The sequence below is a fragment of the Algisphaera agarilytica genome (assembly GCF_014207595.1).
In the GTDB taxonomy this organism is placed as follows: Bacteria; Planctomycetota; Phycisphaerae; order Phycisphaerales; family Phycisphaeraceae; genus Algisphaera; species Algisphaera agarilytica.
The window spans coordinates 729,541-743,299 of sequence record NZ_JACHGY010000001.1; the positions used below are offsets into that span (position 1 = coordinate 729,541).

10 protein-coding genes and 1 tRNA gene are annotated in these 13,759 nt (G+C 64.8%); 3 read left to right on the forward strand and 8 right to left on the reverse strand.

Features of this window, described 5'->3' with window-relative positions; all coding sequences use genetic code 11:
- Nucleotides 1-30 precede the first annotated feature (30 nt).
- The 3 genes from HNQ40_RS18040 to HNQ40_RS03175 form a co-directional block, all read right to left on the reverse strand.
- Nucleotides 31-927, reverse strand: a complete 897-nt coding sequence (locus HNQ40_RS18040; RefSeq protein ID WP_221435352.1) for a prepilin-type N-terminal cleavage/methylation domain-containing protein — start codon at nt 925-927, stop codon at nt 31-33.
- Nucleotides 928-1,260: 333 nt separating this feature from the next.
- Nucleotides 1,261-2,445 carry a Gfo/Idh/MocA family protein gene (locus tag HNQ40_RS03170; RefSeq protein ID WP_184676315.1) on the reverse strand — a complete coding sequence of 395 codons (1,185 nt, stop codon included), beginning with the start codon at nt 2,443-2,445 and terminating at the stop codon, nt 1,261-1,263.
- A 295-nt stretch (nt 2,446-2,740) separates the two neighbouring features.
- The gene (locus HNQ40_RS03175; protein WP_184676317.1) at nt 2,741-3,670 is read right to left on the reverse strand and encodes a helix-turn-helix domain-containing protein; all 930 of its coding nucleotides are present in this window, start codon (nt 3,668-3,670) and stop codon (nt 2,741-2,743) included.
- Nucleotides 3,671-3,787: 117 nt separating this feature from the next.
- On the opposite strand from HNQ40_RS03175, the gene HNQ40_RS03180 reads away from it, so the two are divergent.
- Together HNQ40_RS03180 and HNQ40_RS03185 are read left to right on the forward strand one after the other, a co-directional pair.
- Nucleotides 3,788-5,197 (forward strand): glycosyl hydrolase, encoded by a 1,410-nt coding sequence (locus HNQ40_RS03180; protein ID WP_184676319.1) that lies wholly within the window; start codon nt 3,788-3,790, stop codon nt 5,195-5,197.
- A 92-nt stretch (nt 5,198-5,289) separates the two neighbouring features.
- On the forward strand, nt 5,290-6,078 hold the full coding sequence (locus HNQ40_RS03185; protein WP_184676321.1) for a 3-ketoacyl-ACP reductase: 789 nt from the start codon (nt 5,290-5,292) through the stop codon (nt 6,076-6,078).
- Between the two features lie 63 nt (nt 6,079-6,141).
- Here the strand turns inward: HNQ40_RS03185 and HNQ40_RS03190 are convergent.
- A tRNA-Val gene (locus HNQ40_RS03190) sits at nt 6,142-6,215 on the reverse strand.
- A gap of 62 nt (nt 6,216-6,277) precedes the next feature.
- Here HNQ40_RS03190 and HNQ40_RS03195 point away from each other — a divergent pair.
- Nucleotides 6,278-6,715: a GatB/YqeY domain-containing protein gene (locus HNQ40_RS03195; protein ID WP_184676323.1), complete on the forward strand. Its 438-nt coding sequence runs from the start codon at nt 6,278-6,280 to the stop codon at nt 6,713-6,715.
- A gap of 41 nt (nt 6,716-6,756) precedes the next feature.
- Here the strand turns inward: HNQ40_RS03195 and HNQ40_RS03200 are convergent, their stop codons facing one another.
- The 4 genes from HNQ40_RS03200 to HNQ40_RS03215 all read right to left on the reverse strand — a co-directional run bounded on the left by HNQ40_RS03200 (nt 6,757) and on the right by HNQ40_RS03215 (nt 13,744).
- Nucleotides 6,757-7,812, reverse strand: a complete 1,056-nt coding sequence (locus HNQ40_RS03200; protein ID WP_184676325.1) for an SGNH/GDSL hydrolase family protein — start codon at nt 7,810-7,812, stop codon at nt 6,757-6,759.
- 102 nt (nt 7,813-7,914) lie between these two features.
- Entirely contained in the window at nt 7,915-8,733 is an 819-nt protein-coding gene (locus HNQ40_RS03205; protein ID WP_184676327.1) for a hypothetical protein, read from the reverse strand.
- Nucleotides 8,734-8,900: 167 nt separating this feature from the next.
- Nucleotides 8,901-11,756 (reverse strand): VWA domain-containing protein, encoded by a 2,856-nt coding sequence (locus tag HNQ40_RS03210; protein ID WP_184676329.1) that lies wholly within the window; start codon nt 11,754-11,756, stop codon nt 8,901-8,903.
- Nucleotides 11,753-13,744 carry a vWA domain-containing protein gene (locus HNQ40_RS03215; protein WP_184676330.1) on the reverse strand — a complete coding sequence of 664 codons (1,992 nt, stop codon included), beginning with the start codon at nt 13,742-13,744 and terminating at the stop codon, nt 11,753-11,755. Before HNQ40_RS03215 ends, HNQ40_RS03210 begins: the two co-directional genes overlap by 4 nt.
- Nucleotides 13,745-13,759: the final 15 nt, after the last annotated feature.

Below are 13,759 nucleotides of genomic sequence, written 5' to 3' on the forward strand. Positions count from 1 at the left end.
TAATCACAGCACGGGCGTTGGATCAAAAGCTCATTTACCGGCCCAAGCATCCCATTGCGTGTCTTGTACAAAGAAACGGTTGGTTTGGATATACGCCCCGTCTTCTTTGACCGTATCACCCGCACGCTTGGTCTCGACGTGACCGTCGCCGTAGAGGAAGTTGGGCGTATAGAAATCGTCTTCGGCAACGCCGGGCGGAGGCGGCGACTGCGTATCCGAGTGATGCAATGCCTGCCGCGACAGGGTGCCCAGGTTGCGGGGATCGAATTGGGTGCCCGCAAAAATCAGCGAGCGGTTATTAATCGATCCCAAAATGTTCTGGCTAACGGTATCGGCCACATTGTTCAAACCCAAGGCATCTGCCATGATAATTGTGTTCGAGCCCTTGAGGACCTCTTCAAAGCGGAGCGAGGCGCCTTGCTCACCTAATGCTGCGGTTCCAACCAAGTCACGAATCACGCCACGACGGTTGTTGGTTGGTCCGTTTGCTGCATAAGATGTAAAACCATAAGACCGAGCGTTACGGACTGTCCCCGCGTTAAATCCATGGACAAAATCGTCTAGCGGACAGCGATATAAATCGTCTTGGAATGGCGGGGGGACCGGCGCAAAGTCCGGATTTCCTATATCAGCACGACCGTCGTAGCCGCCTGTACCAAGGAAGTCGTCCCAAGACCAGCCTAAGCCGGCAGCTTGATACCGCTCTTGCTTCATGATGTAGCCGTCGAAATCCGCAGAATATGTGAAGGTTGCTCGACCGATCTGTTGCTGTTGCGTCGCGCAAGCAACCACACGAGCAGCCCGACGGGCACTACCCAATGCAGGCAACAAAATACCGATCAGCAGCGCGATGATGCTAATAACCACCAGAAGCTCAATCAGGGTGAACCCTGACCGACTGGACGAGGAATTTGACACAGCTTTCATAGCGATAAACCTACTTTCAGATGATGAAATAGAGAAATTGCAGAGACGAAATGGAAGCAGATAAAATAATTAATTGCTAGCAAAAACAATTATGTCGGTCGAACTCGGCAAAATCAAGCCCATGCAACCCGGGGAATAGGCGTGCAGGCAGACAATCACCACCACGATGCAGATGTAATTGCTTTTTTAAGATCAATATCTTCGTGTTAAAAAACTTAAACACAAAAAAGCAGCCTCAGGCAAAAGCGAGCCGGGGGTAGAAAAAAAATTTTGCGAACCCTGAATTTTCTTAGCCAATTACTCCAATTTCAGGAGCACCAGTCTCGCAGTTGATCAATCGAGACCCGGCACATCCACCCAACACTTCTCACGCCAGGACTGCATGCCCAGTTCCGCGAGCTGGACGCCGCGTGCGCCCGCACGCAGGTCCCAGGTGAACGGCTCATCTAGCGCCACGTGACGCAGGAACAGCTCCCACTGGATCTTGAAGGCGTTGTCGTACTCGATGTTGTTCGGCACGAGCTCCCAGCCGCCGTAGAAATCGATGGGCTGCTCGATGTCGGGGTTCCAGACGGGCTTGGGGGTGTTGGCCGCACTTTGGGTGTAGACCTCGCGCAGACCCGCCACGGCCGAGCCTTTGGTGCCATCCACGTGAACCGTCAACAGGTCGTCACGGCGGACACGGGTGGCCCAGGACGAGTTGAACTGGCACATCGTGCCGTCTTCGAGCAGGAACATCGCGTAGGCCGAGTCGTCGGCGGTGCACTTGAACGGCTTGCCGTCTTCGGCCCGGCGCTCGTCGAGGTCGATGTGGCCGTGGGCGACGAGGGATTTGATCGGGCCGAAGAGGTTGGTGATGACGTATTCCCAGTGGCAGAACATGTCGATCATCATCCCGCCGCCGTCCTCGGCGCGGTAGTTCCACGACGGGCGTTGCATGGGCTGGTCGGAGTCCATGCCGGAGAAGACCCAGTAGCCGAAGTCGCCTTTGACGCTGAGGATCTTTCCGAAAAAGCCGAGCTCTTTGAGCATGGCGATCTTGCGGAAGGATGACAGCCAGAGCTTGTCCTGGACCACGCCGTTCTTCTTACCGGCCTTCTCGACCATGTCGGCGATGGCGACCGCTTTGTCGGTCTCGGTCGCGGTGGGCTTCTCGCAGTAGACCGCTTTGATCATCTCTGAGGCGCAGGCCTTCTCGAGGAAGCCGGCGCGTTGCAGCGTGCCCGAGGCGTCGAAGAAGACTTCGTAGTCGCCTTCCTTGCCGGCGATGACGCCGTCGACATCGGTGGAGAACTTGTAGGGCTTGCCGATCGCGCCGGGGCCATGAGCCTCGGCGAGGGCTTTGAGTTTGTTGGCGTTGCGGCCGGTGAGAATGGGGTCGGGCATGAGCGTGAGGTCGGGGCTGATCTTCACGCCGCCCTGCTGGATGATCGCTGTGATCGAGCGGATAAGGTGTTGGTTGGTGCCCATCCGGCCGGTCACGCCGTTCATGATGATGCCGATGCGTCGCTGTTCCATGGTGATTTACTCCGTTTTAGTGCTTGTCCTATTTTGGCACCTACACCCCACAAAGCCACCGGCGGATCGAGACAGAAAAATATCAAAACCAGACACAGGCAAATGGTTGGCTACTTACGTTTATTAACCGTGTCGCCTGCGCGGCGGGCGGCAGGGGCTTTGCCCCTTGCATCCCCAAAGACAATTAAGGCAAGTAAGGCACGCAAGCGATACGGGAGTGATATCGGCAGGGGGGGCAGGGGCAGAGCCCCTGCCGCTCGCCGCGCAGGCGACACGCAACAGTAGGCCAGAAGATTTAGAAGTTTTGTGGGTCGTCACGGAACGTGCGTGGGCTCTGGCCGGCCAAACGGGTGAACCAACGAGAGAACGCAGCGGGTGAGCTGAAGCCCAGGTCTTCCGCGACGCTCGAGACACGGCGGTCGGCGTCACGCAGCAAGCCGCGGGCCGCGTCCAGACGACGGGCCTGGAGGTAGTCGTGCGGCGTGCATCCGAAGTCTTGCCGGAATCGGCGGGCGAAGTGACGGGGTGACAGGTTGGCTGATGCCGCGAGTTCCGCCAGGTCCGGCGGATCGCTCAAACGTCGGCCGAGCGTTTCGATCGCGCGGCGCACCCGCGACGAAGGTCCATCCCCGCCGACTTCGTGGGTGGCCGAAGTGTCGTATCCCTCGGCATCTGCACGCTCTCCCTCGTAGACCGACTCCGGCCAGGCACCGATCGCCAGCGCCAACTGCGTCAACGCCTGCAGGCTCACGCCCTGCGGTGTCCAGTCGCTGACCAGCGCCGCCACGGCGGTTTTCACGCTCCCCCAGCCTTCGTTGCCTGTGACTAACGTCGGCAGAGCCGATTCACCGTCGCGGCCGATGCGCAGCTTGATCAGCCAGACCGCGGCGTCGGGGCCCGCGGGGCGCAGCGTATAGCCGTGCATCACGCCGGGGGGCACCGTCATCAACGTGGTGCCGGAGAGCTCAGTCTCGCGCCCATCGACCATCGCCTGACCTTCGCACTGATGGATCACATCCAGCTGCAGAAGGTCCGTGTGGTGGTGCGCCTCAATGACAAACCGCCCCGCCACCGGGTGGGACAGGGCATCGGCTATCTTGCTCGGGTCGTCGAACAACGCGGCGCACAGCGCCCGACGCCAGACCTCGGGTTCCTGATTGGTGGACAGCGAAGCACCGAAGCGACGGCGGGCAGAGCGCGGGGCGGAGTCGGGCGGCGGAGTCATACCAATTATCATATCCAGACACAGGCTGGCGGGAAGCGCCACTTCCCAAATCTTCTCTGCCGGGTATGGTTGAGGGTTGATTCTCCATTCCGCCTGAGCGCAGGAGCCTGCCCCGTCATGCAAATCGATACCCAACTCACCCCCGCCGACCTCAAGGCCGCCGCCGAGACGGTCTTCCAACTCGGGGCCGACAAAGCCCGCCTGATCGACACCACCTGGGACACCGGGCAAGGCACGCCCGTGTTCACCGTCGAAGGCAAGTACACCACCCGCGGCTGGACCGAGTGGACCCAGGGCTTCCAGTACGGCTGCATGATCCTCGCCGGCGACGGCCTCGGCGACGACGCGCTGATCGACCTCGGCCGACAGCGCACTGTCGAGCACATGCTGCCCCACGTCACGCACATCGGCGTCCACGACCACGGGTTCAACAACCTCTCGACCTACGGCAACCTCCTGCGCCTCCACCGCGAAGGCCGCCTGGGCGACAACCCGTGGGAAGCGACGTACTACCAGCAGCTCATCGCCGCGTCTGGCGCGGTCCAGGCCGCGCGGTGGTCCGGCACGCCCGGCGATCCGTCCGACCCGCACTGCGCCCACAGCGATTCGCTCGGCTACGTCTACTCCTTCAACGGCCCGCACTCGCTGTTCATCGACACGATGCGCACCGTCCGAATCATGGGCGTCGCCTACCAGCTCGGCCACAGCCTGATGCACGAAGGCGACCGCCAGGCCAACCTGCTCAAACGCTCGGTGCTCCACGGCCTAACCACCAGCAAGTACATCGTCTTCCACGGCGACAGCGAACACACCTACGACATCGCCGGCCGCACCGCCCACGAAGGCACCTTCAACCGCAACGACGGCGCCTTCCGCGCCCGCGCCACGCAGCAGGGCTACGCCCCGTTCAGCACGTGGACCCGCGGCCTGGCGTGGGCGATGTGCGGCTACGCCGAGGAACTCGAGTTCTTCCAAACGATCAGTGATGAGGATTTCAATGCCGCGACCGGCCTCGCCAAAGCCGACGTCGTCAAGGTCTACGAACGCAACGCCATCGAAACCTGCGACCACTACATCAACGACGTCACCGCCCTCGACGGCATCACCTACTGGGACGACGGCGCGCCGACGCTCCACAAACTCGGCGACTGGCAAGCCAAGCCCGCCGACCCGTACAACGACTTCGAACCCGTCGACGCCTCGGCCTCGGCCATCGCCGCCCAGGGCATGATCCGCCTGGGCAACTACCTGAGCGCCACCGGCCGAGACGGCGCGAAATACATCGCTGCGGGCCTGAGCGTGTCCAAGACGCTGTTCGACGAGCCCTACCTCTCGACCAACGCCGATCACCAGGGCTTGCTCTTGCATTCGATCTACCACTGGCCCAACCACTGGGACCACGTCCCCGCCGGCAGCAAGGTGTCGCACAGCGAGTCGAGCCTCTGGGGCGACTACCACCTGCTGGAGCTGGCCCTGCTCATCCACCGCATCGCCGACGAGAAGCCGTACCTTAAGTTCTTCCTGTGATGCTCAACCCCGTAGGTCAGGTCTTCGACCTGACACGGCTGTAAATGTGACTCGCGTCAGGTCGAAGACCTGACCTACAACGGACCCCACCCATGACCACTTCCCCCAAACGCGTCGCCCTCGTCACCGGCGGAAGCCGCGGCATCGGCCTAGGCATCGCCGAACACCTCGCCGACGCCGGCTACAACCTCGTCATCAACGGCCGCCGCCCGCAGTCCGACGTGCAAGCCACCCTCGACGCCCTACAAGAACGCGGAGCCGAGGTGCTCTACCGCCCCATGGACGTGTCCAACGTCGACGAACACGCGGGCATGCTCGACGCGATCCGCGAGACGTTCGGCCGACTCGACGTGCTGGTCAACAACGCCGGCGTTGCCCCGAGTGTGCGCGCCGACATCCTCGAAGCCGAGGCCAGCCCCGAAAGCTTCGACCGGCTGATCAACATCAACCTCCGCGGGCCGTACTTCCTGACCCAGGCTGCCGCCCGTTGGATGGTCGAGCAGAAGCAAGCCAACGCCGAGTTCAAGGGCGTGATCGTCAACGTCTCGTCGATCAGCGCCACCGTCGTCTCGGTCAACCGCGGCGACTACTGCATCAGCAAGGCCGGCGTCGCCATGGCCACCCAGCTCTGGGCCGCCCGTCTCGGCGAGTACGGCCTGGGCGTCTTCGAGGTCCGCCCCGGCGTCATCCGCACCGACATGACCGCCGGCGTCACCGAGAAATACGACAAGCTCTTCGAGCAGGGCCTCGCCGTCGAGCCCCGCTGGGGCGAGCCCTCGGACATCGGCAAGGCCGTCACCCACCTCGCCTCGGGCGACCTCACCTACGCCACCGGCAACGTCTTCATGGTCGACGGCGGGTTGACGATCCAGCGTCTCTAAAAACCTGCCGCCAACCCAACAATGAACGAAGCCCACGGCTCAAACCGCAGGCTTCAATCAAAATGGGCGATGAGGGACTCGAACCCGCGACCTATTCGGTGTAAACGAATTGCTCTAGCCAGCTGAGCTAATCGCCCCGGGCCCGTATTTTACAGACTTCCCGTCCGTCTGCCGTCGCCGGCCGGGGTATGATGACCGGATGCTTATCGACGACATCAAAAAACGCATCATCGTGGCCATGAAAGCCAAGAACACCCAGGAACGCGACATCCTCAAGGTCGTGCTGGGTGACCTGCAGATCCAGGAGACCCGCAAGGGCGAAGCGCTGACCGACGCCGAGTCGCAGCAGATCATCCGCAAGGTGATCAAGGGCAACAACGAGCTGCTCGCTGCGGCGAACGACCCGGCGGTGGCCGAGAAAGTGGGTCAGGAGAACGCGATCCTCGATTCGCTGCTGCCCCAGTCGCTGACGCCCGAGCAGATCGTCGAAGCGCTCGCCCCGGTCGCGGACGCGGTGCTGGCCGCGGGCAACGACGGCCAGGCCACGGGCGTGGCGATGAAGCACCTCAAGTCCAACGGGGCCGAGGTCCAGGGGCAGGATGTCTCCGCCGCGGTCCGGCAGATGCGGGCGGGATAGGACTGGGATGTGAGGGGTGAGGCACTGAGTGCTCATGCATCTCAGGGATTCTTGCCCGAACCCGGGAACGTTAGGCCCTCGGATGACGAGGCCGACGAGACGCGGCTGGCGCGGCCGGACATCGGTGCGGTCGGACTCGCGGCCCCGCCGCCACGGTTGGTGAGGTTGTAGGTGGCCGCGGCCCGTTCACGTCGGAGCTGCGAACGAGCGAGCCAGAAGAAGCCCAACGCCGCGCCCAACGGCACGACCAACACCGACCCCACCGCCTGCACCGAGGTCCGCCGGACCGGGTCGAGGTGGGACTCGTCGAGCAGCAGCAGGGTCGACGCCACCTGGCCGGCGATCAGTCGTTCACCCGCATCGTTCGGCTGCACGCCGTCGTAAGACAGGTGCGTGTCCGGATTAAACGACCGGGTCAGGTCGACCAACCGGATCGGCGAGTTCACCGTCGTCTCGCGCTGCGCGATCCCGGCGTAGGCCGTGGCCAGGGGCGGGAGGAACCCCGCGTTCTCGTGTTTCATCGGCGGGGGCACCACCAGGATGATCGCGACGCGGTCGTTGTCGTTCCGCAGCGCCTTGATCACCCGCCGCATCTCACGCTCGGCCCACTCGGTCTGCTTGGCCTGCAACACGTCACGCGTGCCCAGCAGGACCACCGCGATGTCCGGCGTGTAGCCGTCCAGCCAGCGGGCGAGGTTGCCCTTTTCTTCCTGCCCGTCTTTGCCGTTGACGATGTGGTCGATCCGCCAGCCGCGGTAGGCCTCGTGGTCACGGTCGAACTCGAGGTCCTGGTAGCGGGGCCAGTAGCCCTCACCGCCGTGGTTGAGGTGCTGGGTGCCGATGAAGTCGAACTCGAGCTTCTCGTCCACCAGCCGACGCCAGAGGTAGTAGCGGTACGACCGCCGGCCCTCTTCGCTGGCGGTGATGGAGTCGCCCAGGAACATGATCTGAAGCGGCTTGGCCTGGGCGGAACGCGGCATCAGCGCCACCGCCGTCAGCACCAGCAGACACCACCCCAAAACGCGGAGCCCACGCACCGCTGCGGGGGGCTGAAGCGAAGCGGATTGGCCTGGTGGACTCGTCAAATCAAGCGGCATCAAGCGTGGGGCTCCTGATCGACCACGGCAAGCGATTGTGGGCCGAAGTAACGCTAAAGGATAACCGCAAGCCCCCCTTGCCGCCCGCCCCCAGGCCCCGCCCTATCGGTCCAGCGCGATCGCCGGCCGGCCGATCTGGACATGCACATACAGCGGTGCCCGCACGATCATCTGGCCGTTGCTGTACCGGGCCCGGCTGAACTCCCCGCCGTGTTCCAGCCAGATGTCCGGCTCGATCGTGTCCCGCACCAGCTGCACCAGCAGCTCCCCGCGTTCCCGCTTGGTGAGCGGCCGGTCTTCCTCGGAAAACTCCTCCACATCAAAAATGCCCGAAGGCGAGCTGCCTCCTCCGCTGCTGGTGTTGCTCAGCGCGTCGGTCAGGCTCAGCCGGGGGGCGTCGTCAAAGTTGGGCACATCCACCAGCAGGTCGCGCACGTCGTACACCCGGGTGATCACGTCCTGATTCGCACGGATCCGGCTCCGCAAATGAACGCCCCACCCGTGCGTCTCGGCAATAAAACGCAGCTCTTCCGACATCGAATCCATCAACACCAACAGTACCGTGTCGGCCCGGACATCTTCGAGCTCGATGTCGACCTCCAGGTCGGGGTCCACCCCGTCGATCTCCATCGCCTCCCAGTCGATCACGAGCGGGACTTGCGTTTTCTTCGACCAATCCGCCAACGCCTGCTTCACCCCGACCCCGCGGGCACTGAAGTCCATCCGAGAGGCCATGCGCCGATCGATCTGCAGGTCCGGGTCGTTGGCCCGCTCACGCTCCGCCGCCCGGGCGAGCTTGCGTTCACGGTCTTCGATACGCTCCTGCAGCGTCTGCCCCGTCGCCGAGAACGACACCGTACACAACGCCACCACGACCGAGACCCACACGCAAGCTTGAAGGTGACGGGCGACATCAGGCATGGCACTACCTCTCATGCGATGGGCAAACGGGGGTGGATCAAAACCGGTCACAAAAGAACGATCATTTTAGTTACTACCCCATCAGATCACGAAAGAAATCGGTGATTCGTGCATGACCTGCACCTGGCGTGAGATACGAACAACCCAGGCAGCAAACCCGAAACCGCTCACCGCCCGGTACGGCGATCCGCTTTGCGTTTGGCTTGGTTGAGTGCCGACAGCATGTCCTGGTCGGGGTCGGGCGTGGGTTGGGGTTTTGACTTCGGAGTCTCGGCGGGAGCGGCTTGGGGTGCGGGGGCAGACGACTTGGCCGGCGACGCGTCGGGGATGGGGGCTGGCTTGCGGCGGCGTTTGGAGCGGCGCGAGGTTGCTACGGTGTCTTTGTCCGTCTTCGCCGGGGCTTCACTCGGAGACGGCGCGGCTTTCGCCTGGCGTCGACGGCCATAGACTGCGATGGACAGCTGCGACACCCACGAAGTCCGGCGTTCGAGCACTTCCAGCAACAACAGCACCACCACCGCCAACCAGAGCCAGTGGGCGATCGTTGCGAATCGCTCGATGGGCACCAGGTCGTCCCAGATGCTGCCCAGCTCGGCCCGGGCTTGACCCTGGGTGATGTCGGCCAGGAGCTGGAGTGTCGTTCGGCCGTCGCGGGTGTTGGGCCGGTACTCCGGGGAATACAGCAAACGCGTCGGCGGCAGCGTGACCGAACCCAACGCGCCAAGATCGACCGTGGCCAACGCGACGTCCGCACCGGGCAGGTTGAACTCGGCCACCAGTTTGTCGGGGGCGGCGTACTGCATCGACAGTTCACGGCTCGTCGGCGCGGTGCCCGGCCGACCCGACAACACGCTGACGCGCGGCTCGCCGGGCAGGCCCTGTTCGGGGCGTTCGGGGTCGAGCAGGAGCTCCACGACGAGCCGGCCACCGTCGATGCGCTGGCGCACCAGCAGAGTGTCGGGCAGCCGGCGGTCGCGCGCGGCAACCCATCGCGCCAGGCTGGTCAGCAGGTCGCCGAGCTGGGGCCAATCCGCAATCGGGCCGGTGAACTTGCCGTCGGCTTCCCCGGTGTACACCGCGACCCGCCCGAGGCCGGCCTGCCAGGACGCGACCAGCGGCGCGGTGTTTTGGTCGGTCGTGGCTAGGGCGAGTTGGGCGTCGGGCTTGAGGTAATTGAGGTTGTATCCGCCGACGGGCGGCGGGTCGGTAAAGCTGCGCCCGGTCATGGCCGTGAGGGCACCGGTGCTGCGGACGGGGGTGGTTTCATCGATAAAGCTCGAACGGGCGACGACGAAGGTGTCCTGCGCAAAGAGCTGCGGCAGCTTCTTGGGGTCCTCCGTGAAGAAGGCCCGCCCGCCGCCACGCTTGGCGATGTCTTTGAGCAGCCCCGCATCGACATCGCGATCACTCCCGAGGCCGATGACACTCACGGTGATGTTGGCTCGGCGGGCTTTCTCCAGAAGCGTTTGGTACGCGCCGGGCGCCTCGGAGTCCTGGGCGTCGGAGAACAGAATGATGTGCCGGGTGGTGGGCGTCGCGCTGGCGAGCATGCCCGCCGACGCGGCGAGGGCTTCGTAGACGTAGATGCCCCCGCCCATCGAATCGATGCTCAGGATTTTTTTCTTCAGGGTGGCTTTGTCCGTGACCGGCCCGAGGTTCACGATCGTGTGCGGCGCCGAGTCGACGGCGATCACGCCCAGCTCATCCATCGGCCCCAACAGCTCTAGCACCTGCGCCGAGCCGAGGTTCGCCAGGTCCATCTTGGTGCGGCCGTCGGGCACCGTCATCGACATCGAGCCCGAACGGTCCAGCGCGATCACGATCGCCAGCGACAGCTTGCGGTGCTCCTGCCGGAGCTCCATCGAGACCGGCAGCAGCGGATCAATCGCCGACTGGAAATACCCGCCCGGCCCGAAGGACTGCTGGCCGCCGGTCATCGCCAAGCCGACGCCCGACTCTTCGATCAACGGCGCGAGTTGATCGAGGGTGTTGGCCGGCAGGTCCGTGGCGGGAACATTCTCCAGCACGATCCCGGCGTAATTGGACAACTCTTGCAGCGTGCCCTGCAACTGTTCGGGTTGGGCCGACACCACATCCAGCCCGCCGGCCCGCAACAGGTTGGCCAGTCCCTGACCGGGCGAACGGGTCACCACCAACAGCGGCTTGTTGCCCTCGACGCCGACGATAAACCGGCCGGTGTTGTTCTCGGGCACCGGGTCGAGCGCCGCGGGATCGGCGTGGGTCAGCCGCAGCCGGTAGTCCATCGAACCCGGGGTTTGCGCCCGGTCACGGAAGGTCAATCGGCTAAGCCCCGCGGGCAGGTCGCGCTGCCCCGAGGCGATCCGGGTGTTGCCACGCATCAACTCGAAGGACACGCTCTGCGCCGACGGCGACTGCACCCAGCCGGTGATCATGAACGACTCGCCGGGCTGCACGGTGGCGGGGGTGTCCACATGCGTCACAGCCAGATCGCGTGTGGCCGGTCGGCTGAGGTCTCGGTAATCGATCGGCACGCCGCGGGCCGCCGCGCGGGCGGCCTCGGCCCCAGGGTCGCGGCCGGTGAACCGCCCGTCGCTGAGCACCAACACCCGGCCCGCGCCGTCGCCGGGGATCAACGCCAACGCCCGACGCAGCGCCCCCGACAGGTCCGACGCGTCGCCGCCCACCGCCTGCTCGAACCCCTCGACGCGCTCCACGGCCGGCTCCTGCTCCAACGCCACCGCCTCACCAAACCCCACCACCGCCAGCCGATCCTCGGGCGACATCGCGGCGTGCAGCAGCGCGATGGCTTCGAGTTGTTGGTCCGCCGCGTTGCCGGGCATCGACGCGCTGCGGTCCGCCACCACCACCACCGTGCCCGCGCGCTCGGGCAGCACCAGCCGGGGTTCGCACATCGCCAGCACGATCAGCCCGTAGATCAACACCCTCAACCCGCGCAGCCACCAACCGCCGGGGCGCAGCAGCCACCACGCCAACCCCAAGGGCACCACCAACAGCAACCAATGCGGCTCGGCCAAGATCATGCCGCCACCTCGACTCCCGCCACCGTCGCCGATGACGATCTCGAGAAGACGCCGCCGCCCTGGTGCCGAGCAAACCACCACGCGTGCAGGATCAACACGCCGAGCACCAACAGCCCCAGCGCCCACGCCAGGCCGCGGTACTCCCGGACGACGGCCAAGTCGTCGTCCCATTCTCCGAACCCGTCCTCAATCGCCGCACGCAAGTCCGACTCGGCCAACGAGCCCGCGTTGACCGCGAAGCGGTGCCGTTGCTCGCCGGCCACGACTTCGTAGACGCCGGGCTGATCCGGGATGAACGTCGCCCGACGCTCTCGGACGGGAAGCGTTTCGGCGGCGGTCTCTTGCGATGCATAGGCTTCGATGCGCTCGACCTGCACCTCACCGCGGCTGCTTCGCGTCACGATCGACACCGGCACGCCCGGCCGCGCGTTGACCGGCGAGAGCCCGGGACGCTCGGCCTGCCGCATCTCGATCATGTTCCAAACCAGAATTGGAAGCGCCGCGGACTGCAACACCGTCGACCGATCCGGCCGGAGCCGCCACGTCAGCTGGTGCGTCCCGTCCGGCCTTTCGTCGTCGCTGAGCAGCACCACGTTGCCCGCGGTCACCACCGGCCGACCCGGCGGCGTGGCTTGCTCCTCGGATGCGTTCCCCGGCACCGCCCAGACCAGGCCGTTCAACGACAACCCTTCCGCCACCGGGTGGGCAAAGTCGATCACAAACGGACCGAGAAACGCCTGCGGCTCGGCGCCGTCTTCGGCAGACCCGGTGTCGAACAACACCGTCCACGTAGGAATCGTCCCCGCGAGCGGTGCCTCGTCCGGTGCTGCGGCCGTGTCGGTGATCCGAAGCAATGCCCGCTCGCTGGCCAGCACCGCGCGGTTCGAGGCACGGACCGCCTGAGTCACGGACCGGTTGAGTTCTGCATCGCTCAGATCAACCGACACCGGTAGCAAGCGGCGCTCGGGCGGCATCAGCACCACGCGGTTGTCCTGCATCAGCGCATCGTCCCCGAGCGACGCGATCAACGGCCGACCCTCTGCTCCGACCGGCGACAACCAAAGCCGAGTGGTCTCCCCCGCGGCCAGCTCGATCGCTCGTTGATCGATCACCGTCGGCTCGGACCCCACCGCCGGCGCTTGCGGCTCGGCCTCATAAACCAGATCACTTGCGCCCACCGCAAGCGTCAGCGTCTGACGCACCGGGACCAAACTATGGTTCGCGATTTCCAACAGCACCTTGTCGCCCTGCGCCGCGTCGGGGGAACGCACCGCGTTGGTCAGGGCCACGTTCGGCAACGCCTTGCCCACCGAAACCCAACGCAACCTCCCCCACGACGAGTCCGTGTCTTCGGCCGACGTTTCATCCGCCGCCTCGCCGCCCTCGGCCGGTTCACGCAGGGCGTCCGGGATCGGGTGATCACTCAGCACCAGCAGTCGGCTACGCGGGTCGCCGATCTCCCCCGCCAGGGCGATCGCGCCGGTCAGGTCGGCCGACGACGACTCGCACCCCCACCCCTCCAACGCCGCCTCAACCTCGGCCCAGCGATCCATCGGCTCGCCCAACACCCGCGGCTGTGATCCCGCCGCGATCAGCCGCACCGAATACTGCCGCAGCGACTTCAGCTCGTCTTCCAGCGCCGCGACCGCCCGCTGTCGCGCCGACTCGCCCTCGGGGTCGACCGCGTTCATCGAATACGAATCGTCCAGGACCACGACGACCGCCGCGGTATACCCGGCCCGCAAGACCCGCGGGCTCGTTGCCGCCAGGACCAACAGCAAGATCGCCAGCAATTCCAACAGCAGCGCCAACGGTGTCTGCAGGCGGCTCTTCTTGCGTCCCCCGCCCTGCGCATCGAGCGTCGCCCGCCAGAGAAACAGTGTCGAGACTTCCTGCCTGCGAAAGCGCGTGCGCAGCCAGTAGATCCCCGCCACCATCGGCAGCCCGACCAACCCGACCAGCAACAACGGCAATCCCAAGACCGGCATAGAAAACCTTTACGA

Excerpts from the sequence above, each read along its gene's own strand:
- HNQ40_RS03175 (WP_184676317.1), bottom strand. The coding sequence starts at position 3,670 with ATGACTCCGCCGCCCGACTCCGCCCCGCGCTCTGCCCGCCGTCGCTTC.
- HNQ40_RS03200 (WP_184676325.1), bottom strand. The coding sequence starts at position 7,812 with ATGCCGCTTGATTTGACGAGTCCACCAGGCCAATCCGCTTCGCTTCAG.
- HNQ40_RS03185 (WP_184676321.1), top strand. The coding sequence starts at position 5,290 with ATGACCACTTCCCCCAAACGCGTCGCCCTCGTCACCGGCGGAAGCCGC.
- HNQ40_RS03195 (WP_184676323.1), top strand. The coding sequence starts at position 6,278 with ATGCTTATCGACGACATCAAAAAACGCATCATCGTGGCCATGAAAGCC.
- HNQ40_RS03205 (WP_184676327.1), bottom strand. The coding sequence starts at position 8,733 with ATGCCTGATGTCGCCCGTCACCTTCAAGCTTGCGTGTGGGTCTCGGTC.
- HNQ40_RS03180 (WP_184676319.1), top strand. The coding sequence starts at position 3,788 with ATGCAAATCGATACCCAACTCACCCCCGCCGACCTCAAGGCCGCCGCC.
- HNQ40_RS03170 (WP_184676315.1), bottom strand. The coding sequence starts at position 2,445 with ATGGAACAGCGACGCATCGGCATCATCATGAACGGCGTGACCGGCCGG.
- HNQ40_RS03215 (WP_184676330.1), bottom strand. The coding sequence starts at position 13,744 with ATGCCGGTCTTGGGATTGCCGTTGTTGCTGGTCGGGTTGGTCGGGCTG.
- HNQ40_RS03210 (WP_184676329.1), bottom strand. The coding sequence starts at position 11,756 with ATGATCTTGGCCGAGCCGCATTGGTTGCTGTTGGTGGTGCCCTTGGGG.
- HNQ40_RS18040 (WP_221435352.1), bottom strand. The coding sequence starts at position 927 with ATGAAAGCTGTGTCAAATTCCTCGTCCAGTCGGTCAGGGTTCACCCTG.